A 17,716-nucleotide genomic window follows, 5' to 3' on the forward strand; every position below is an offset into this window, starting at 1 on the left:
GTTAGGAAACTTTACTAACCTGGTTCAAGCTAGGGCGCCGCACGGGGCGTGTCAATGACCGTGGACGGCGCCGGACTTCGGTGTCTCAGGCGCCGGCCGCCCTGCGCTCGAAGACCAGGTCGCGGGCCGTGTCCAGGGCCGTGGCCACCGCACCCAGCAGCACCGCGTCCTCGCCGAGCCGGCTCGGGGCGATCGTCGGCCGCAGCGGCGTGAGGGCGCGCACCCGCTCCTGGACGGGGCGCAGCAGCAGGTCGACGCTGTGGCCGACACCGCCGCCGAGCACCACAAGGTCCGGGTCGAGCACGGCGGCGGCCGCCGCCACGGTGTGTGCGATCCGCTCGCCCTCCAGCTCCACCGCCCGCACGGCGGCCGGATTGCCCTGCCGGGCCGCGTCGAAGACGGCCTTCGCCGTGAGCTGGCCGCTCATCCCGAACTGCCGGGCGGCCTCCACCACGGCCACCCCCGACACCGCGTCCTCCAGTCGCTCCGGCTTCTGCCGCCCCGGCCAGGGCAGGAAGCCGATCTCGCCGGCCAGTCCGTGCGCCCCCGTGAACAGCCGTCCCTCGCTGACGACGCCCATGCCGAGGCCGGTGCCGATGAGGATGTACGCGAACAGCCGGCTGCCTGTGCCGACGCCGTAGGTGTACTCGCCGAGCGCGGCGAGGTTGGCGTCGTTGTGCACCTCCAGGGGCACGCCCAGCTCCTCGCGCATCCGGTCGACCAGCCCCGCGCGCCCCCAGCCCGGCAGATGCATCGCGTACCGCACGCGCCGCTGCCGCTCGTCGTACACGCCCGGTGTGCCGATCACCCCGTGCACCACGTCGGCCCGGTCGACGCCCGAACGGGCGATCACCTGGCGGGCTGTGTCCACGACCAGGTCGGCCAGCGCACCGGAGGTGCGGGCCCGGTTGCGTACGTCGGCCCGGGCGACGACCGTGCCGTCCAGGTCGGCCACGGCCACCCGCAGCCAGCCCCGGCCGATGTCGACGCCGAGGGCGTGTCCGGCGGCCGGGTCGGGGGCGTAGAGCACGGCGGTGCGCCCGCGCTCCGGGGCGTGCGTGCCGACCTCGTGCACCAGGCCGGCCTCGGCGAGCGAGGCCAGCGCGCTGGAGACCGTCGGCTTCGACAGTCCGGTCTCGCGGGCCAGTTGTGCCCGTGAGGCGGCACCCCGGGCGCGCAGCCGGTCCAGCAGCAGCCGCTCGTTGGTGCTGCGCAGGCGCCGACGGTTCCAGGGCTGTTCCTGCTGCTCTATGACATCGCTGGCGCCCATCGCCCCATTCTCACGCATTCTCTACGGATACTTGACGCCGCTAGTAAGGCTCCTTAACTTTATCGCGCAGCCAGCCCGGTCCGGGCGTGTCACCCCCGCAGACACGCGGCCCGCGTGCCCGTCGCGTCAGGAGTCCCCATGTCCGGTAGCCCGCCGCCCCCGGGTGGTTTCGTCCGTCGTGTCGGCCTGTTCCAGGCCACGGCCATCAACATGAGTCAGATGTGCGGTATCGGCCCGTTCGTCACGATCCCGCTGATGGTCGCCGCGTTCGGCGGCCCGCAGGCGGTCGTCGGCTTCGTCGCGGGCGCGGTCCTCGCGCTGTGCGACGGACTGGTCTGGGCCGAGCTGGGTGCCTCGATGCCCGGTTCCGGCGGCAGTTACGTCTATCTGCGCCAGGCCTTCCAGTACCGCACCGGGCGGCTCATGCCGTTCCTGTTCGTGTGGACGGCGATGCTCTTCATCCCGTTGATCATGTCCACGGGCGTGGTCGGTTTCGTGCAGTACCTGGGCTATCTGGCCCCGCATCTCGGCCGGACGGCGGGGGACCTGATCGGCCTCGGCATCATCGTGCTGGTCGTGGTCCTGCTGTGGCGCGGCATCGAGCACATCGCCCGGATCACCGCGGTGATGTGGGCCGTGATGATCGCCTCCGTGCTGCTGGTGATCGCCGCCGCGGCCTCCGACTTCAGCCCGCACCTGGCCTTCAGCTACCCGTCGGGCGCCTTCGACCTGACGGGCAACCACTTCTGGCTCGGCTTCGCCGGGGGCCTGACCATCGGCATCTACGACTACCTCGGCTACAACACCACGGCCTACATGGGCGCCGAGATCAAGGACCCGGGCCGCAACCTCCCGCGCTCCATCCTCTATTCGATCGTCGGCATCATGGCGATCTACCTGCTGCTCCAGATCGGCACCCTCGGGGTGATCGACTGGCACCGGATGACCGACCCCCATGACATCGCCTCGACCTCGGTGGCCTCCGCCGTACTGGAGAAGACCTGGGGCAAGGGCGCCGCCGACACGGTGACCGTGCTGATCCTCATCACCGCGTTCGCCTCGGTCTTCACCGGTCTGCTCGGCGGCTCCCGGGTGCCCTACGACGCCGCCCGCGACCGCGTCTTCTTCCGGCCCTACGAGAAGCTGCACCCCGAGCACCGCTTCCCGATGCTCGGCCTGGCGACCATGGGCGTGATCACCGCCATCGGCTTCCTGATCGGCCGCCACACCGATCTCGCCACGCTGATCCAGCTGTTGACCACGGTGATGGTCATCGTCCAGGCGCTCGCCCAGATCATCGCCCTCACCGTGCTGCGCAAGCGGCAGCCGACCCTGCGCCGCCCGTACCGGATGTGGCTCTACCCGCTGCCGAGCATCCTCGCGTTCGTCGGCTGGTGCGTGATCTACGGCTACGCGGACAGGAACTCCCCGGGGCGCCACCCCATCGAGTGGTCCCTGGCCTGGCTGGCCCTCGGCTGCGTGGCCTTCCTGGTCTGGGCCCGGCTGGAGAAGGTGTGGCCGTTCGGGGCGAAGGAGATCGCCGAGGAGTACAAGGCCCTCGAGATGAGCTGAGGGGTGCAAGTCCCTTGAACTGAGGTAGGGTTACCGCAGTCTTCACGAGCCTCCCCGGACCGGACGCCACGTCCGCCGGGGAGGCTGCGTTCCATGACCGATTCATTCTCCGCGGACGTGATCGTCCGCCCCGCGACCCTCCAGGACCGGCCCACCGTCGAACGGCTGTGGCTGATGTTCCACCACGACCTGTCCGAGTTCCGGGGCGCTCTGCCCCGCCCGGACGGCACCTTCCGCGACGAACGGGTCGCGTACGCCTTCACCCGGCCCGGCTGGGCGCCGTACCTGTTCCTGCGCGGCGAGCGTCCGGCCGGCTTCGCGTTCGTGCGCGGACTGGACGGGCCGGTGCGGGTGCTCAACAGCTTCTTCGTCGCGCGCGGTGCGCGGCGGAGCGGGGTCGGGACGCGGGCCGTGCGCGACGTGCTGCGCCGGCATCCCGGGAACTGGGAGATCGCGTTCCAGGACGACAACCCGGCCGCCGCACGGTTCTGGCCGCACGTCGCCCGGGACCTCGCCCAGGACGCCTGGACGCGCGAGCTCCGGCCGGTACCCGACCGGCCGGAGCTGTCCCCGGACGTGTGGATCTCGTTCGCCGTGACCGGCTGAGCGGAGCAGGGTTACCGGGCCTGCGCGGGCTCCGGCGTGGCGTCGCTCTTGTCCGGCTGCGGCCGCGGGGCCGGCCGCTCGTCGGAGGCGTCCTTCGTCGGCGCGGGCTTCGGCGCGTCGTAGGCCGGGGCGTCGACCCAGGAGCTCAGCCGGCCGTCGGGCTGGAGGGCCACGTGGAGCCCGTTGTTCTCGCCGTACGCGGTGCGGTCCTTGGCGACGAGGGTGTCGATCTTGGAGCCGTGGGCGTAGATGTCGGCCTCGTAGTGGTGGGCGCCGATCTTGTAGACCTTGCCGGTCGAGACGTCGTCGGCCAGTGTCGTTATGGAGACGAGGATCCGCTTGGTGACGGGCTGCGGCTTGGGCTTCGGCTTCGACTCGGTCCGCTCGACCCAGGACGTCACCTTGCCGTTCGGGTGCAGGGTGACGTGCAGGCCGTTGCTCTGGCCGTGAACCGGCTTGCCCTTGGTGATGAGGGTCCCGTACTTCTCGCCCTTCGCCCAGATGTCCGCCTCGAAGCGGTGCTTGCCGGTCTTGTAGACCTTCGCGACGGAGACCTTGTCCGCGAGCCGCACCGTCTTGACGAGGTGGCCCTTGTCCTTGCAGTGGGCCGAGGCGTGGGAGACGGGCGCCGACTCGGGGGCGGTGGCGGCGAACGCGCCGCCCGCGGAGGCGGCGAGAACGGCGGTGGCGCCCGCGGCGACGAGGGTGGTGCGCAGGGTGCAAAGAGCACGCATCGGTGACTGTCCTTCGATCGGTTTCGTTCGTCGGTGTGTCTTCGACGCTACGGACCCTCCATCAAGGTCACCCATACGCCGTGTAACAGGTGTTTGTAGCGTTCGACTCAAATCGGCGCATAATCCACGGTTCAATCGATGAAACGATGGGAGATCCTGCCGTCGTGCCTGGTCATCCTTGACATGCAAGTAATTGCCTGCATAACGTGGAGTGTGCGATCGGAGGAGGGCACCGGGATGGACCAGGTCTTCAAAGCGCTGGCGGACGACACACGCAGACGCCTGCTGGACCGGCTCCACGAGAACAACGGCCAGACCCTGGGTGAGCTGTGCGAGCGCATCGCCATGACGCGCCAGTCCGTCACCCAGCACCTGGCCGTCCTGGAGGCCGCGAACCTGATCAGCACGGTGCGGCGGGGGCGGGAAAAGCTGCACTACCTCAACCCCGTGCCGCTCCATGAGATCCAGGAGCGGTGGATCGACAAGTTCGAGCGCCCGCGCCTGAGCGCGCTCGGTGCCCTCAAGCGACGAGCCGAGGAAGCCATGACCGACAAGCCCAGCTTCGTATACGTCACCTACATCGCCAGCACCCCCGAGAAGGTCTGGGAGGCGCTCACCGACGCCGACCTCACGGCCGCGTACTGGGGCCACCGCAACGTCTCCGACTGGCAGCCCGGCTCCCGCTGGGAGCATGTGCGCACCGACGGATCCGGCATCGCCGACGTCGTCGGCCGGGTCGTGCTGAGCGAGCCGCCGACCCGGCTGGTCACCACCTGGGCCGCGCCCGGCGAGGAGGACCGGGAGGACCGGCACTCCCGGGTCACCTTCGAGATCCGGCCCCACGAGGACATCGTCCGGCTGACCGTCGTCCACGAGGATCTCAACGACGAGGGCGAGCGCTCGGACGCCGCCGCGGGCTGGCCGGCCGTGCTGTCCAACCTCAAGTCGCTGCTGGAGACCGGGCGGACGCTGCCGCAGGAGCCGTGGCTGGTGCCGGGCCGCTGAGCAGGCACGGGCGGGGGCGGGCCCCCCCCCCGGGACCGCCCCCCCCGCTCCCTTCTCCCTTTTTCCCTCTCCCGCCACCCCCCCGGGGTGCTCTTTTCCCCCCTGCCCGCGCCGACCCAACCCCGCCGATGACGATGTTGTTGATGATCACGCCCTTGTCGGGGCCGCTGCCCACGATCCAGGGAGCGATGATCAACCAGATGCCCATGGCGCACATGGCCCAGCTGAGGCCGTACATCCGCTCGGGAGCCCTGGTGAAACCGAGTGCCAGCAGGCCTATCGCTATGCCCAGGATCAGGTTGTGGGCCATGAGCGCGGGCTGGCTCGTCGCGTAGTGCACGATCCACGGAGATGCCGCGCAGTACAGACCGAGCAGGAAGACCGGCCCGTCCACTAGTGCGACATCGCGACCGCCGAGCATGCGGGCGTAGCGGTCCCGCATTTCGGAGACATCGGGGTGAGTCATCATATCACCCCTGTGCGAGACGTTGGCCATGACTCGTCTCCTTTGACTTCGCAGGCCAGACGGCGTCTGGTGCGGTGTGAGATAAGCACCGCTTGCTTCCAGTTTGCTCTTATTTCTTCTTTATGTGTAGACCTGTCCCGCGCCGGCCCCGGCCCAGGACGCCGGTCGCCGCTCCGATGTCCGGCCCCCTGGTCGTAGACCGTGCTCCGGAGGCCGCCCCGCCGTCAGTTCCCGGGCCCGGTGCGCGAAAGCCGTGTGCGGGTCCCGCGCCGCCCGCGGTACCGAGTCCGGAGCATCAGCAGTGCCCGGGACGCGTCGTCCACCAGTGGCCGGGAGGTGATCAGGCCGGGCCGCTCCAACGGATCCCGGGTGACGCCGGCGTCCGGCAGCGCCGTCGCCCCGAGCCCCTCGGCTCGCCCCCCTCTGCGCCGTCCACGCGGCGCCCGCGGGTACGTCGTCCTCGCCCAGATGGTTGACCAGCCGGCACGCTCACGACGGGCGGCAGCCGCTCCCGGCCCGGCGCGGACCGCTTCCGCTCCAGCAGGTCGACGCCTGGTCCCCGTTCCGGATTCCGCACGGTCTCGCTCAACGCGGGCTGGGGCAGGCGCAGTTCGCCGCCGGCCCGGCGCAGCGGACCGAGCCGGGTCGCGGCCGCAGGGCATGCCGGCCGCTCGGGCCGCACCGCCGCGGAATGCGGGGCCCGCCGGATCCGGTTCAAGGGGTTTCCTGTCACGCCTTCGTGAAATTCGCTGGTCCGCGATACGAGACCGGCCGGGTTTTCCTTGACGGTCCTCGCGGGCGGCTGCCACGATCGGCGGCATGACGATGCGACTGGACCTCACGCGGCGACGCCATGTCGACCTCGCGCGTGTCTCCAGCGCCTCCTGTCGCGCCGCGGCCTGACCGCCCCACCTGCTCCGATCCGCCGCGCTCCGCTCCGCTCCGGCACCGTCTGAATTACCCGGCACTTTCCCGCGCGTGGAATTCGGCATGCCCGGAAACATCACCGAGCAATTCCGCACCAGGAGTTCCGGATGCCCGCAACGCCCGTGAAATCCGCCCACTGGGTCCCCAAGGTCAGCGGGGGACTTGTCACCAGCACGATCGAGCAGCGCACCGACCGGGAATACGCCGACGGCCGGCAACCGGCCGTCCGCGCCGAGCACAACGGGCTCGACCACGCCCTCGGTCAGGTCCGGTACGTGGCCGGTTGCGGCGCCGCATGCCGGGGCGGCCGCTTCGCCGTGCACGTCGTATCGGGCCGGTCGAACGGCGAGTGCACGGCGCTCGGCGAGCGTCGGCTGGAACACGACGAACGACACCGCCGCTCTGAGGAGTTCATCATCGCCCCGCGGACGATCCGGACCGACGTCCGTGCCGAACTCGCCGGTGACGTACTCCGGTGTGCTCAAGGCGCTGCTCGACCTGATCCCTCAGTGCGCGCTCACCGGCAAGACCGTATTGCCGCTCGCCACCGGTGGCTCCACCGCACATGTCCTCGCCATCGACTACGCGCTGCGCCCGGTGCTGAACTCCATGGGTGCTGCCCACATAGTCCAGGGCTGGTTCACCCTCGACAAGGACATCACCGTACGCGAGGACGGCTCGCTGGCCCTCGCCCCGGCCACCGCCGAGGCGCTCGGCCAGGGGGTGGACCAGTTCTCGGCCGCCCTCGGCCGGACCCCGGTCCTCGCGGCGACGAGCTGAACGGCTCCATGACCGCGCACGTCATCGCGGACGACACCGAGGCACTCGGCGTCGCGGCGGCACCGGCCACGGATTCCACGCCGGGGCCGCCGAGCAGGACGCCGAACGCCGGTCAGCCCGGGCCGAGTTGGACCGGTTGTCCCGCTCCGGGCTGCTCGCCGTGACCGTGCCCGCCGAAGCCCGCCGAACACGGCGGAGCCGACGCCGCGCCGCGACCCCCGCAGAAATCCTCCGGCCGCCACACGTGCAGGACATCGGCCCCCGCCCACCCGTTGCCCGCCCGCCACCGCTCGACGAGGCGCTTCGCACCGCACCTTTCCCCGCCCCGCCCCGCCCCGGCCCGCCCGCTGGAAGATCCAGCACCTGGGCCGGTACGCGCTGACCGGAACCCGGCCGCCCCGCCACGGCCTGCTCCGACGCACGATCCCGAACGGAGACCCCACGTGTCCCTCACCTTCCACTGGTTCCTGCCCACCAACGGCGACAGCCGTCACGTCGTCGGCGGCGGCCACGGCACCCCGGCGACCGCATCCGGCCGGGACCGGCCGCCCACGGTCGCCTATCTGAGCCAGATCGCCCGGGCCGCCGAGTTCCTCGGCTTCGCCGGCGCGCTCACCCCGACCGGGGCCTGGTGCGAGGACGCGTGGCTGACCACCGCCATGGTCAGCCAGAACTCCGAGCGGCTGAAGTTCCTGGTCGCCTTCCGGCCCGGCTCCGTCTCGCCGACGCTCGCCGCGCAGATGGCGTCCACCTTCCAGCGGCAGACCGGCGGACGGCTGCTGCTCAACGTCGTCACCGGCGGCGAGAACCACGAGCAGCGGGCCTACGGCGACTTCCTCGACAAGGACGCCCGCTACCGCCGTACCGGCGAATTCCTGCACATCGTGCGCCAGTTGTGGGACGGCAAGAGCGTCGACCTGCACGGCGAGCACCTGCGGGTCGAGGAGGCGAAGCTCAGCCGGGTGCCCGACCCCGTGCCCGAGGTGTACTTCGGCGGCTCCTCGCCCGCCGCAGGCGAGGTCGCGGCCCGGTACGCCGACGTGTACCTCACCTGGGGCGAGCCGCCTGCCCAGGTCGCCGAGAAGATCGCCTGGATCCGCGGGCTGGCCGCGGAGCACGGACGTACGCTGCGCTTCGGCATCCGGCTGCACGTCATCACCCGGGACACCGCCGCCGAGGCCTGGGCGGAGGCGGACCGGCTGCTCGACGGCTTCGATCCGGAGACGGTGCGGGCCGTGCAGGCGGGGCTCGCCCGCAGCGAGTCCGAGGGCCAGCAGCGGATGCTCGCCCTGCACGGCGGCAGCCGGGAGAGCCTGGAGATCCACCCCAACCTGTGGGCCGGCATCGGGCTGGTGCGCGGCGGCGCGGGCACGGCGCTGGTCGGCAGCCACGACGAGGTCGTGGAGCGGATCAAGGAGTACCACGCCCTCGGCATCGACGAGTTCGTCCTCTCCGGCTACCCGCATCTGGAGGAGGCGTACTGGTTCGGCGAGGGCGTGCTGCCCCGGCTCGCCGCACAGGGACTGTGGACACATCCCGCCAGCCACGCGTCCGCTGCCCCGGCCCAGGTACCGTTCGCGGGCTGACCGGCCGGCACCGGCAGAGCGACCCGGCCCCGGGACTACTCCGCCGCGCCGACGCCGGTCGTGGCCCCGAACCGGGCGGTCGCGGTGGCCGAGGCCGAGGGGCCGGGCCGGGCGCTCGACCTGGTCGACGCGCCGGGCCTCGGCCGCTACCACGTGCTGCACGCCGTCCGCGCCGACCTGCTGCGCCGGCTGGGCCGGTCCGTCGAGGCGGCGACGGAGTACGGCCTGGCCGCCCCCGGTCGTGGCCCCGAACCGGGCGGTCGCGGTGGCCGAGGCCGAGGGGCCGGGCCGGACGCTCGACCTGGTCGACGCGCCGGGCCTCGGCCGCTACCACGTGCTGCACCGTCCGCGCCGACCTGCTGCGCCGGCTGGGCCGGTCCGCCGGGGCGGCGACGGAGTACGGCCTGGCCGCCGGACGGGCCGGGAGCGCGGCCGAACGGGCGTATCTGGAGCGGCGCCTGCGTGACCTCGGCCTGTGAGCGTCGTCACCTGCCGCGGCCCGCGGAATTAACTTGAGGACATGAAAGGTTGGTAATTGCATCTGACCCTGTGAGCCCTAGGCCCGGGCCGTACCGGCCCATGCACCACCAGCGAGGCACCCGTGAGCCACCCTGCCATCGAGCAGCCCGCCGACACCGTGGCCCGGCTGCGCGCCACCTTCGCCACCGGCCGCACCAAGCCCGTCGAGTGGCGCACCGAGCAGCTGCGCCGCCTGCGCGCGATGCTCACGGAACGCGGCGCCGACCTCGCCGCCGCCCTCCATGCCGACCTGGGCAAGAGCCGTACCGAGGCCTACCGCACCGAGATCGACTTCACGATCCGCGAGATCGACCACACCCTGGAGCACCTGGCGGACTGGCTGCGTCCCGAGCCCGCGCCCGTCCCGGCCCACCTCGGCGCCGACGCGACGGCCTGGACGCAGTACGACCCGCTCGGCGTCGTCCTCGTCGTCGCCCCCTGGAACTACCCGGCGCAGCTCCTGCTCGCCCCCATGGTCGGCGCGCTGGCCTCCGGCAACGCGGTGGTCGCCAAACCGAGCGAGCTGGCCCCGGCCACCTCGGCCGTGCTGGCCGACCTGATCCCCGCCTACCTCGACACCGACGCCGTCGCGGTGGTCGAGGGCGGCATCCCGCAGACCACGGCCCTGCTGGCCGAGCGCTTCGACCACATCTTCTACACCGGCAACGGCACCGTCGGCCGTATCGTGATGCGCGCCGCGGCCGAGCACCTCACCCCGGTCGTCCTCGAACTGGGCGGCAAGTCCCCGGTGTTCGTGGACCGTGATGCCGATCTCGACGTGGTCGCGGACCGGCTCGCCCGCGGCAAGTTCCTCAACGCCGGGCAGACCTGCGTCGCCCCCGACTACGTCCTGACCGACCCGGAGACCGCCGCCGCCCTGGAGCCCGCTCTGGTGCGCGCCGTAGAGAAGCTGTTCGGCGCGGACCCGGCCGAGTCGCCGGAGTACGGCCGGATCATCAACGAACGCCACTTCGACCGGCTGAGCGCCCTGCTCGACTCGGGCCGGGTGGCGGTGGGCGGCGCGAGCGACCGCGCCGCCAAGTACATCGCGCCGACGGTCCTGGCGGACGTCCACCCGACGTCGCCCGTCATGCGCGAGGAGATCTTCGGCCCGATCCTGCCGATCGTCACCGTGCCCGGCCTGGACGAGGCGATCGCCTTCATCAACGACCGTGACAAGCCGCTCGCGCTCTACGTCTTCAGCGAGTCCGCGGACACGCGCGGCCGCCTCGCCGCCGAGACGTCCTCCGGCGGCCTCGGCTACGGTCTTCCCCTCGCCCACCTCACCGTCTCCGACCTGCCGTTCGGCGGCGTGGGAGAGAGCGGCATGGGCAACTACCACGGCCGCTACTCCATCGAGACCTTCAGCCACCGCAAGGCGGTCCTGGACAAGCCGTTGGGCTGATCCGGTTGCGTGGCGGCCCGGATGTGCGAAGATCCGCCGGATGACCGCTGAAACGATCACCGCAGACGCGTCCGGCACCTGGAAACTCGGCGACCTGCCCGTCCACCGCATCGGCTTCGGAGCGATGCGGCTGACGGGCAGCGCCGCCTTCCATCTGGGCACCCCCAGCAGCCGGGACCGCTCGATATCCGTACTGCGCCGGGCGATGGAGCTCGGCGTGAACCACATCGACACGGCCGCCTTCTACTTCTCGGCGACGCGCTCGGCCAACGAACTGATCAACACGGCCCTGGCCCCGTACGCCGACGACCTGGTCATCACCACCAAGGTCGGCCCCTTCCGGGACTACCACGGCGAGTGGGGCACCTCGGCCCGGCCCGACCAGCTGCGCGGCCACGTCGAGGAGAACCTGCGCCAGCTCGGCCGCGACCACCTCGACGTCGTCAACCTGCGCCGGATGCGCCAGGACTCGATCGCCGAACACTTCGGCGCGCTCGCCGAACTGCGCGAGGCCGGCCTGATCCGCCACCTCGGCATCTCCGGCGTCGAACCGCGCCACCTCGCCGAGGCCCTGGAGATCGCCCCGGTCGTGTGCGTCCAGAACCGCTACGCCCTCGACCGTCCCGACCCGGTCGACGACGAGATGCTGCGCCTGTGCGGCGAACACGGCATCGCGTTCGTACCCTTCTACGCCGTCGCCGGCGAGGCCGGCCCGCGGGCGGCGGCCGACACGCACGACGACGAGGTACGGGCCATCGCCGACGCCCACGGGGCGAGCCCCACACAGATCCGCATCGCCTGGACCCTCCACCAGGGCCCGCACGTCCTCGCCATCCCCGGCACCGGAAACCCCGACCACCTCGCGGAGAACATCGCCGCGGGAGTGGTACGCCTCACGGCGACCGAACTGTCCCGACTGAACGCCCTGCACGCCGGGGGTCGTTGACCGGTTGCCCAGGGGGCGTGCACGCGGTCACCGTCCCGCTCCGCGCCGAGGCCCGCCTGCTCGGCCGTCGCCCCGCCCTCGTCAATCCGAGCCCCCGCGTTCCCGGCAGCCGCCCCGCCCGCCCCCGGCCCTCCCGCCATGGGCAGGCGGGTGCGCGGCCGTGCGGAGGCTCGGTTGACTACCATCGTGTAGACGGACTCCCGGGCCGGGGCCGTGGACGAGGACGGGGTGAGGGACGTTTCATGACCGAGGCGAAGGACGAGCGCCGGCCGGCCGGTGAGCTCGAGGCGACTGTCATGGCCGCGCTCTGGGCCGCCGGTGTGCCCCAGACACCCGGCGAGGTCCAGTCGAGCCTCGGCGCGGACCTGGCCCGGACGACGGTGACGACGATCCTCACGCGCCTGCACGAGAAGGGGGTCGTCGACCGGCACCGTCAGGGCCGTGGCTTCGCCTACTTCCCGGTCAGGGACGTGCCGGACGCCCAGGGCCTCACCGCGCGCCGTATGCACAGCGAGCTGGACCGGGACAGCGACCGCGAGGCCGTACTCGCCCGCTTCGTCGCCCAGCTCAGCCCGAACGACGAACGCATCCTGCGGGACCTGCTCGAATCCGACGAACGATGACCGCACTGCTTCTGCTGCCCCTGCTGCTGCCCTTCGCCCTGCCGGCCCTGGCCCGTCGGGCCCTGGACCGGTTCGCCCCGGTCGCCGCGCTGTGGGCCGTCACCGTCTGTGCCGTGGTCCTCGCCGGCTGTTCGCTGGCCGCGCTCGGCGCGTTCGTCCTGATCGGGCTGCTCAAGCTCCCCCTCTTCGCCGCGCTCGGCGAGCTGGTCCGCCCGCTGCACACCGCCTCGGACCTTGTCGTCCTGCCGGCCGCCGCGACCTCGGTCGGCGTGCTCGCCGTGTGCGGCTGGACCCTCGTCCGTTCGGCGCTGCACCAGACCCGCGCCTTCCGCGCGGCCCGCACCCAGGCCGGGCGCGGCCCCGCCGCCGGCGACCTGTGCGTCGTCGACTCGCCCCGCCCGGACGCCTACGCCCTGCCCGGCCGCCCGCACCGCATCGTCGTCACCACCGCCATGCTGCGCAGCCTGGACGGTCGCGAGCGGGAGGCGCTGTTCGCGCACGAGCGAGCACACAACGACGGCGGTCACCACTACTTCCTCGTCGCCGCCGAACTCGCCGCGCACTGCCACCCCGCCCTGCGCCCGGTCCGCGAGACGATCCGCCTCGCCGTCGAGCGCGTCGCCGACGAGGCCGCCGCGGCCCGGGTCGGCGACCGGCGGCTGATCGCCCGGGCCATCGCCCGCGCGGCCCTCGCCGTCCAGAGCACCCCCCGCGAGCGCCCCGACTTCGCGCCCGCCGCGACCACCGGCCCCGTCCCGCAGCGCGTCCAGGCGCTGCTCGCCGCCCCGCGAGCCCCCCGTACTGGCCGCACGATCGCCGCCCTCCTTCTCGTCTGCACCGTCGTCTCGTGCGGGGCCTCGGCCACCGGAATGGCCGACTTCCACCACCGTGTGGAGATCGCCCAGGGCGACGAGACGCCCTGACGTCGCCCGCCCCGGGACACCCCGTGGCAGCCCGGTGGCAACGCGCGTAGAACAGCGTGCGGAACAGGACTGGCGCCCCCGAGGTTTTACGTATAACCTCACCGGCTAACCACCCCCACCGGAAGGTCCCGATGCGACGCGTCGCCCTGGTCACCCTCGTCGTCGACGACTACGACGAGGCCATCCGCTTCTACACCGGGGCCCTCGGCTTCCGTCTGGCCGAGGACGCCCCGCGCCCCGACGGCTCCCGCTGGGTCGTCGTCGAGCCCGACGGTGCCGCAGCCGGTACCGGGCTGCTCCTCGCCCGTGCCAAGGGCGAGGAGCAGCGGGCCCGCGTCGGCGACCAGACCGGTGGCCGGGTCGGCTTCTTCCTGCACACCGACGACTTCGCCCGCGACCACGCCCGGATGACCGCGGCCGGAGTGACCTTCCTGGAAGAGCCGCGCCACGAGCCCTACGGCTCCGTCGCGGTCTTCCAGGACCTGTACGGCAACCGCTGGGACCTGCTCCAGCCCGCCGCCTGAACACCGCCGAACCACTCGCCGAGGAAAGCCCTGCCATGACCGTGTCCCGCATCGACACCGAGATCCTCCGCCGGCTCCCCAAGGCCGTGCTGCACGACCACCTCGACGGCGGCCTGCGCCCCGCCACCGTCGTCGAGCTCGCGGCGGCGGCCGGCCACGCCCTGCCCACCACCGACCCCGACGAGCTGGCCGCCTGGTACGTCGAGGCCGCCAACTCCGGCGACCTGGTCCGCTACATCGCCACGTTCGAGCACACCCTCGCCGTCATGCAGACCCGCGAGGGCCTGCTGCGCACGGCCGAGGAGTACGTGCTGGACCTCGCCGCCGACGGCGTCGTCTACGCCGAGGTGCGCTACGCCCCCGAGCTGAACACGAACGGCGGGCTGTCGCTGAGCGAGGTCGTGGAGGCCGTCCAGGAGGGGCTCGCCGCCGGCATGGCCAAGGCGGCCGCCGCCGGCACCCCCGTGCGGGTCGGTACCCTGCTGTGCGGCATGCGGATGTTCGACCGGGTCCGCGAGGCCGCCGACCTGGCCGTCGCCTACCGCGACGCCGGTGTCGTCGGCTTCGACATAGCAGGCGCCGAGGACGGCTTCCCGCCCGCCGAGCATCTGGCCGCCTTCGAGCACCTGCGCCGCGAGAACGTCCCCTTCACCATCCACGCCGGTGAGGCGCACGGCCTGCCCAGCATCCACCAGGCCCTCCAGGTGTGCGGCGCCCAGCGCATCGGCCACGGTGTCCGCATCACCGAGGACATCCCCGACCTCGCGGCCGGCAAGCTCGGCCGGCTCGCCTCCTGGGTGCGCGACCGCCGTATCGCGCTGGAGATGTGCCCCACCTCCAACCTGCAGACCGGCTGCGCCACCTCGATCGCCGAGCACCCGATCACGGCCCTGAAGAACCTCGGCTTCCGGGTCACCCTCAACACCGACAACCGGCTGGTGTCGGGGACGACGATGACCCGGGAGATGTCCCTGCTGGTCGAGGAGGCGGGCTGGACCGTCGAGGACCTGCGTACGGTCACGGTGAACGCCCTCAAGAGCGCGTTCATCCCGTTCGAGGAGCGCAACGCCCTCATCCAGGACGTGGTCCTGCCGGGTTACGCGGCCGCGCTCTGAACGAGCCCCCTGAGGTAGGCGGCCTGTCCGACGTGCTGAAGGTCGTCGGACAGGACGCTCACCAGGCGGACGCCCAGCGTGACCGGAGGGTCCCAGCGCTCGTCCACGACCCGTTCCAGGTCCTTGGCGGCGAGCGAGCGCAGCGCGCCGAGGGTCTGCTCGTGGACCGCGTCGTAGTACCCGGTCAGCAGGCCGGCCGACTCGACCCGCACCTTGGCGACCTTCGCGGCGCTGTGCCCGTACCCGGTGTCGTGGCGGGGCAGGTCGAGGCCGAAGCGTTTCTCCCAGTCCTGGGTCAGCCAGACCTGGTCCAGGTCGAAGGCGTCGGCGATGTGGTCGTCCTGCACGCGGGTGAGGTGCCAGACCAGCCAGGCGACGGAGTTGGCGTCGGGCGCCGGGCGGTGGTTCAGGGCGTCCGGTCCGAGGCCGTCGAGGGCGGCATGGACTTCTTCCTGGATGCGGCCGTAGCCGTCGATGAGGATGTCCTTTGCATGCATAAGGACCACCATCGCGCATCCACCGCCGTCATGCCTCCGAAATCCGGCCGCCGTGCAAGCCCGGCGGCACGCGTCTCCGGCTCGCCGGTGAAGTCCTGCGCCGCGAGGACCTCTTGCGGGGCGGGTGCTCTCATGACCTGTTCCCCCTGAACCGTCGCCGTAGTGGCTGACGGCCCCCATCAGGAGGCCTGGGGCTCCTCCCGGGACGGTCCCAGCTCCCCCGTCTCCAGGAGGGTGACGAGCGCGCGGGCGGCGGGGCTCGTGGACCGGTCCGGCGGCAGCAGGGCCACCGTCTCGTACTCCGTCTCGCCCGTCCCCTTCAGCGGGAGCGCCGCGAGCGAGGGCCGCTTGTGCCGGAAGTGCCGGGGAACGACGGCGATCCCCAGGTTCTCGTCCACCAGGTCCAGGAGGCTGTGCACGTCGTTCACCTCCAGCGCGACCGTGCGCCGTACCCCGGCCGTGGTGAACGCGGCGTCGGTCGTGCGCCGCGGGCCCCAGTCCGGATGGAAGTCGACGAAGACCTCCCCGGCCAGATCCCCGGGGGTGAGCACCGCGCCCGCCGAGGCCAGCCGGTGGCCGGGATGGCACAGCACGGTCATCGGCTCGCTCGTGAGCGCCACCGAGCGCAGCTGGTCGCTGTCCGCCTGGGTGCGGTAGGCGAAGGCGAGGTCGAGCCGGCCGGCCGCGACCTCCTCGGCCAGCGCGCCCGAACCCGCCTGCCGCAGCCGGATCTCCACGTCCGGATGCCGCCCCCGGAACGCGGCCAGCAGTCGTGCCGGGTGCACGCCCGCGATGCACTGCTCGGTACCCAGTGCCAGCGTGCCGCGCAGCACGCCCTGCACCGCCGCCACCGCCTCGTGCGCCGAGCGCACCTGCGCCAGGATCCGCTCGGCCTCCGCCAGCAGCGCGTGCCCCGCCTCGGTCAGCGTCACCCGCCGGGTGGTCCGCACGAACAGCGGCGCCCGCAGCTCCCGTTCCAGCGCCCTGATCGACGCCGACAAGCCCGACTGGGACACCATCAGGCGTTCGGCGGCCCGGGTGAAATGCTGGTCCTCGGCGACCGCGACGAAGTGCTGGAGATGACGCAGTTCCATGATTGAGAAGCCTAGCCGCTGAATTCCATCGCATTCTCCTGTTGGACCGCTGCGTGCGGCTCGGTGAAGAGTGGCGCGGGTAGACCGTGTGCCAACCCCTCTGGAGTCGCGTTGTACACCGCACACCCCGACCGCTACGACGGCATGCCCTACCGGCGCACCGGACGCAGCGGACTGAAGCTGCCCGCGCTGTCCCTCGGCCTGTGGCACAACTTCGGCCCGGACCGGCCCGTCGAGACCCAGCGGGCCATCCTGCGCCGCGCCTTCGACCTGGGCGTCACCCACTTCGACCTCGCCAACAACTACGGCCCGCCGCCCGGCGCCGCCGAGTCCGCCCTCGGCGAGGCCCTGAAGGCCGACTTCGCGGCGTACCGCGACGAGCTGGTGATCTCCACCAAGGCCGGCTACCTCATGTGGCCCGGCCCGTACGGCGAATGGGGCTCGCGCAAGTACCTGCTGTCCTCGCTGGACCAGAGCCTGACACGCATGGGCCTGGACCACGTCGACATCTTCTACTCGCACCGCCCCGACCCCGACACTCCGCTGGAGGAGACGATGGGCGCCCTGCACTCGGCGGTGCAGCAGGGCAAGGCGCTCTACGTCGGCGTCTCCAACTACTCGGCCGAGCAGACCCGCGAGGCCGCCCGCATCCTCGCCGGCCTCGGCACCCCGCTCCTCATCCACCAGCCCCGCTACTCGATGCTCGACCGGCGCCCCGAGGACGGGGGCCTGCTCGACGCCCTGGACGAACTCCAGGTCGGCTCCATCGCCTACTCCCCGCTGGAGCAGGGCCTGCTCACCGGCCGCTACCTCGACGGCATCCCCGAGGACTCCCGGGCCGCGAGCGACAGCCCCTTCCTGAACTCCGACGCGGTCACCGAGGATCTGGTCGGCCGGCTGCGCGCGCTGGACGAGATCGCCTCGGCCCGCGGCCAGACCCTGGCCCAGCTGGCCCTGGCCTGGGTGCTGCGGGCCGGCCGGGTCACCTCCGCGCTGGTCGGCGCGAGCAGCCCGCGGCAGATCGAGGACAGCGTCGGCGCGATCCGGAACCTGGACTTCGACGCCGAGGAGCTGGCCCGCATCGACGCCCTCGTGAAGGCCTGAGCCCGCCGGGCGAGGAGAGC

Annotated in this window: 16 protein-coding genes and 6 pseudogenes; 16 read left to right on the top strand and 6 right to left on the bottom strand. The window is 72.1% G+C overall.

The features are described from left to right. Nucleotides 1-85: 85 nt before the first annotated feature. Nucleotides 86-1,270, bottom strand: coding sequence for an ROK family transcriptional regulator (locus ADK64_RS17195; RefSeq protein WP_053659835.1), 1,185 nt, complete (start codon nt 1,268-1,270; stop codon nt 86-88). A gap of 138 nt (nt 1,271-1,408) precedes the next feature. Here ADK64_RS17195 and ADK64_RS17200 point away from each other — a divergent pair, with 138 nt between their 5' ends. Together ADK64_RS17200 and ADK64_RS17205 are read left to right on the top strand one after the other, a co-directional pair. Further along, on the top strand, nt 1,409-2,842 hold the full coding sequence (locus ADK64_RS17200) for an APC family permease (RefSeq protein ID WP_078992691.1): 1,434 nt from the start codon (nt 1,409-1,411) through the stop codon (nt 2,840-2,842). A gap of 93 nt (nt 2,843-2,935) precedes the next feature. Further along, nucleotides 2,936-3,448 (top strand): GNAT family N-acetyltransferase, encoded by a 513-nt coding sequence (locus tag ADK64_RS17205; protein ID WP_053659837.1) that lies wholly within the window; start codon nt 2,936-2,938, stop codon nt 3,446-3,448. Nucleotides 3,449-3,459: 11 nt separating this feature from the next. Here ADK64_RS17205 and ADK64_RS17210 read toward each other — a convergent pair whose 3' ends face one another. After that, nucleotides 3,460-4,182, bottom strand: coding sequence for a hypothetical protein (locus ADK64_RS17210; protein WP_053659839.1), 723 nt, complete (start codon nt 4,180-4,182; stop codon nt 3,460-3,462). A 237-nt stretch (nt 4,183-4,419) separates the two neighbouring features. Between ADK64_RS17210 and ADK64_RS17215 the strand changes: the two genes are divergently transcribed. Next, nucleotides 4,420-5,187: an ArsR/SmtB family transcription factor gene (locus ADK64_RS17215; RefSeq protein WP_053659841.1), complete on the top strand. Its 768-nt coding sequence runs from the start codon at nt 4,420-4,422 to the stop codon at nt 5,185-5,187. Nucleotides 5,188-5,269: 82 nt separating this feature from the next. On the opposite strand, the pseudogene ADK64_RS43060 reads toward ADK64_RS17215, so the two are convergent. Together ADK64_RS43060 and ADK64_RS49025 are read right to left on the bottom strand one after the other, a co-directional pair. Beyond that, nucleotides 5,270-5,683 (bottom strand): annotated as a pseudogene (locus tag ADK64_RS43060) (SPW repeat protein); the annotation flags it as partial. 454 nt (nt 5,684-6,137) lie between these two features. Further along, nucleotides 6,138-6,335, bottom strand: a pseudogene (locus ADK64_RS49025) (LysR family transcriptional regulator); the annotation flags it as partial. A 143-nt stretch (nt 6,336-6,478) separates the two neighbouring features. Between ADK64_RS49025 and ADK64_RS49030 the strand changes: the two are divergent. The 12 genes and pseudogenes from ADK64_RS49030 (at nt 6,479) to ADK64_RS17260 (ending at nt 15,001) form a co-directional block, all read left to right on the top strand. Then, nucleotides 6,479-6,556 carry a putative leader peptide gene (locus ADK64_RS49030; RefSeq protein ID WP_351405193.1) on the top strand — a complete coding sequence of 26 codons (78 nt, stop codon included), beginning with the start codon at nt 6,479-6,481 and terminating at the stop codon, nt 6,554-6,556. Nucleotides 6,557-6,687: 131 nt separating this feature from the next. Next, nucleotides 6,688-7,086 (top strand): annotated as a pseudogene (locus ADK64_RS45025) (dimethyl sulfone monooxygenase SfnG); the annotation flags it as partial. Further along, nucleotides 7,046-7,360, top strand: a pseudogene (locus ADK64_RS17225) (NAD(P)H-dependent oxidoreductase); the annotation flags it as partial. The pseudogenes ADK64_RS45025 and ADK64_RS17225, both read left to right, overlap by 41 nt. Nucleotides 7,361-7,368: 8 nt before the next feature. Beyond that, nucleotides 7,369-7,595: pseudogene (locus ADK64_RS47355) on the top strand (SfnB family sulfur acquisition oxidoreductase); the annotation flags it as partial. Nucleotides 7,596-7,803: 208 nt separating this feature from the next. Further along, a complete protein-coding gene (locus ADK64_RS17230; protein WP_053659845.1) occupies nt 7,804-8,946 on the top strand; it encodes an LLM class flavin-dependent oxidoreductase in 1,143 nt (380 codons plus the stop codon). A 229-nt stretch (nt 8,947-9,175) separates the two neighbouring features. Next, nucleotides 9,176-9,425: pseudogene (locus ADK64_RS49035) on the top strand (hypothetical protein); the annotation flags it as partial. 122 nt (nt 9,426-9,547) lie between these two features. Then, nucleotides 9,548-10,870: an aldehyde dehydrogenase family protein gene (locus ADK64_RS17235; RefSeq protein ID WP_053659847.1), complete on the top strand. Its 1,323-nt coding sequence runs from the start codon at nt 9,548-9,550 to the stop codon at nt 10,868-10,870. Between the two features lie 40 nt (nt 10,871-10,910). Further along, nucleotides 10,911-11,816 (top strand): aldo/keto reductase, encoded by a 906-nt coding sequence (locus tag ADK64_RS17240; protein WP_053659848.1) that lies wholly within the window; start codon nt 10,911-10,913, stop codon nt 11,814-11,816. Nucleotides 11,817-12,058: 242 nt separating this feature from the next. Next, nucleotides 12,059-12,439, top strand: coding sequence for a BlaI/MecI/CopY family transcriptional regulator (locus ADK64_RS17245; RefSeq protein ID WP_053659850.1), 381 nt, complete (start codon nt 12,059-12,061; stop codon nt 12,437-12,439). Further along, the gene (locus ADK64_RS17250) at nt 12,436-13,362 is read left to right on the top strand and encodes a M56 family metallopeptidase (RefSeq protein ID WP_053659851.1); all 927 of its coding nucleotides are present in this window, start codon (nt 12,436-12,438) and stop codon (nt 13,360-13,362) included. The genes ADK64_RS17245 and ADK64_RS17250 overlap by 4 nt, the downstream gene beginning before the upstream one ends. A 131-nt stretch (nt 13,363-13,493) precedes the next feature. Continuing rightward, nucleotides 13,494-13,886, top strand: a complete 393-nt coding sequence (locus tag ADK64_RS17255) for a VOC family protein (RefSeq protein ID WP_053659853.1) — start codon at nt 13,494-13,496, stop codon at nt 13,884-13,886. A 35-nt stretch (nt 13,887-13,921) separates the two neighbouring features. Next, nucleotides 13,922-15,001, top strand: coding sequence for an adenosine deaminase (locus ADK64_RS17260; RefSeq protein ID WP_053659855.1), 1,080 nt, complete (start codon nt 13,922-13,924; stop codon nt 14,999-15,001). On the opposite strand, the gene ADK64_RS17265 is transcribed toward ADK64_RS17260, so the two are convergent. Both ADK64_RS17265 and ADK64_RS17270 read right to left on the bottom strand, forming a co-directional pair. Further along, the gene (locus ADK64_RS17265; RefSeq protein WP_159046276.1) at nt 14,983-15,498 is read right to left on the bottom strand and encodes a mycothiol transferase; all 516 of its coding nucleotides are present in this window, start codon (nt 15,496-15,498) and stop codon (nt 14,983-14,985) included. The two genes, ADK64_RS17260 and ADK64_RS17265, sit on opposite strands and share 19 nt — an antisense overlap. Nucleotides 15,499-15,677: 179 nt before the next feature. Beyond that, nucleotides 15,678-16,592: a LysR family transcriptional regulator gene (locus ADK64_RS17270; protein ID WP_053659858.1), complete on the bottom strand. Its 915-nt coding sequence runs from the start codon at nt 16,590-16,592 to the stop codon at nt 15,678-15,680. A 111-nt stretch (nt 16,593-16,703) separates the two neighbouring features. Here ADK64_RS17270 and mgrA point away from each other — a divergent pair, with 111 nt between their 5' ends. After that, nucleotides 16,704-17,696 carry an L-glyceraldehyde 3-phosphate reductase gene (gene mgrA, locus ADK64_RS17275; protein ID WP_053659860.1) on the top strand — a complete coding sequence of 331 codons (993 nt, stop codon included), beginning with the start codon at nt 16,704-16,706 and terminating at the stop codon, nt 17,694-17,696. Nucleotides 17,697-17,716: the final 20 nt, after the last annotated feature.

The sequence above is a fragment of the Streptomyces sp. MMG1121 genome (genome assembly GCF_001280015.1).
Taxonomy (GTDB): domain Bacteria; phylum Actinomycetota; class Actinomycetes; order Streptomycetales; family Streptomycetaceae; genus Streptomyces.

What these genes read in the sequence shown, in the direction of transcription:
- ADK64_RS17195 (WP_053659835.1), bottom strand. Translation starts at nt 1,270, where the DNA reads ATGGGCGCCAGCGATGTCATAGAGCAGCAGGAACAGCCCTGGAACCGT.
- ADK64_RS17200 (WP_078992691.1), top strand. Translation starts at nt 1,409, where the DNA reads ATGTCCGGTAGCCCGCCGCCCCCGGGTGGTTTCGTCCGTCGTGTCGGC.
- ADK64_RS17205 (WP_053659837.1), top strand. Translation starts at nt 2,936, where the DNA reads ATGACCGATTCATTCTCCGCGGACGTGATCGTCCGCCCCGCGACCCTC.
- ADK64_RS17210 (WP_053659839.1), bottom strand. Translation starts at nt 4,182, where the DNA reads ATGCGTGCTCTTTGCACCCTGCGCACCACCCTCGTCGCCGCGGGCGCC.
- ADK64_RS17215 (WP_053659841.1), top strand. Translation starts at nt 4,420, where the DNA reads ATGGACCAGGTCTTCAAAGCGCTGGCGGACGACACACGCAGACGCCTG.
- ADK64_RS49030 (WP_351405193.1), top strand. Translation starts at nt 6,479, where the DNA reads ATGCGACTGGACCTCACGCGGCGACGCCATGTCGACCTCGCGCGTGTC.
- ADK64_RS17240 (WP_053659848.1), top strand. Translation starts at nt 10,911, where the DNA reads ATGACCGCTGAAACGATCACCGCAGACGCGTCCGGCACCTGGAAACTC.
- ADK64_RS17245 (WP_053659850.1), top strand. Translation starts at nt 12,059, where the DNA reads ATGACCGAGGCGAAGGACGAGCGCCGGCCGGCCGGTGAGCTCGAGGCG.
- ADK64_RS17250 (WP_053659851.1), top strand. Translation starts at nt 12,436, where the DNA reads ATGACCGCACTGCTTCTGCTGCCCCTGCTGCTGCCCTTCGCCCTGCCG.
- ADK64_RS17255 (WP_053659853.1), top strand. Translation starts at nt 13,494, where the DNA reads ATGCGACGCGTCGCCCTGGTCACCCTCGTCGTCGACGACTACGACGAG.
- ADK64_RS17260 (WP_053659855.1), top strand. Translation starts at nt 13,922, where the DNA reads ATGACCGTGTCCCGCATCGACACCGAGATCCTCCGCCGGCTCCCCAAG.
- ADK64_RS17265 (WP_159046276.1), bottom strand. Translation starts at nt 15,498, where the DNA reads ATGCATGCAAAGGACATCCTCATCGACGGCTACGGCCGCATCCAGGAA.
- ADK64_RS17270 (WP_053659858.1), bottom strand. Translation starts at nt 16,592, where the DNA reads ATGGAACTGCGTCATCTCCAGCACTTCGTCGCGGTCGCCGAGGACCAG.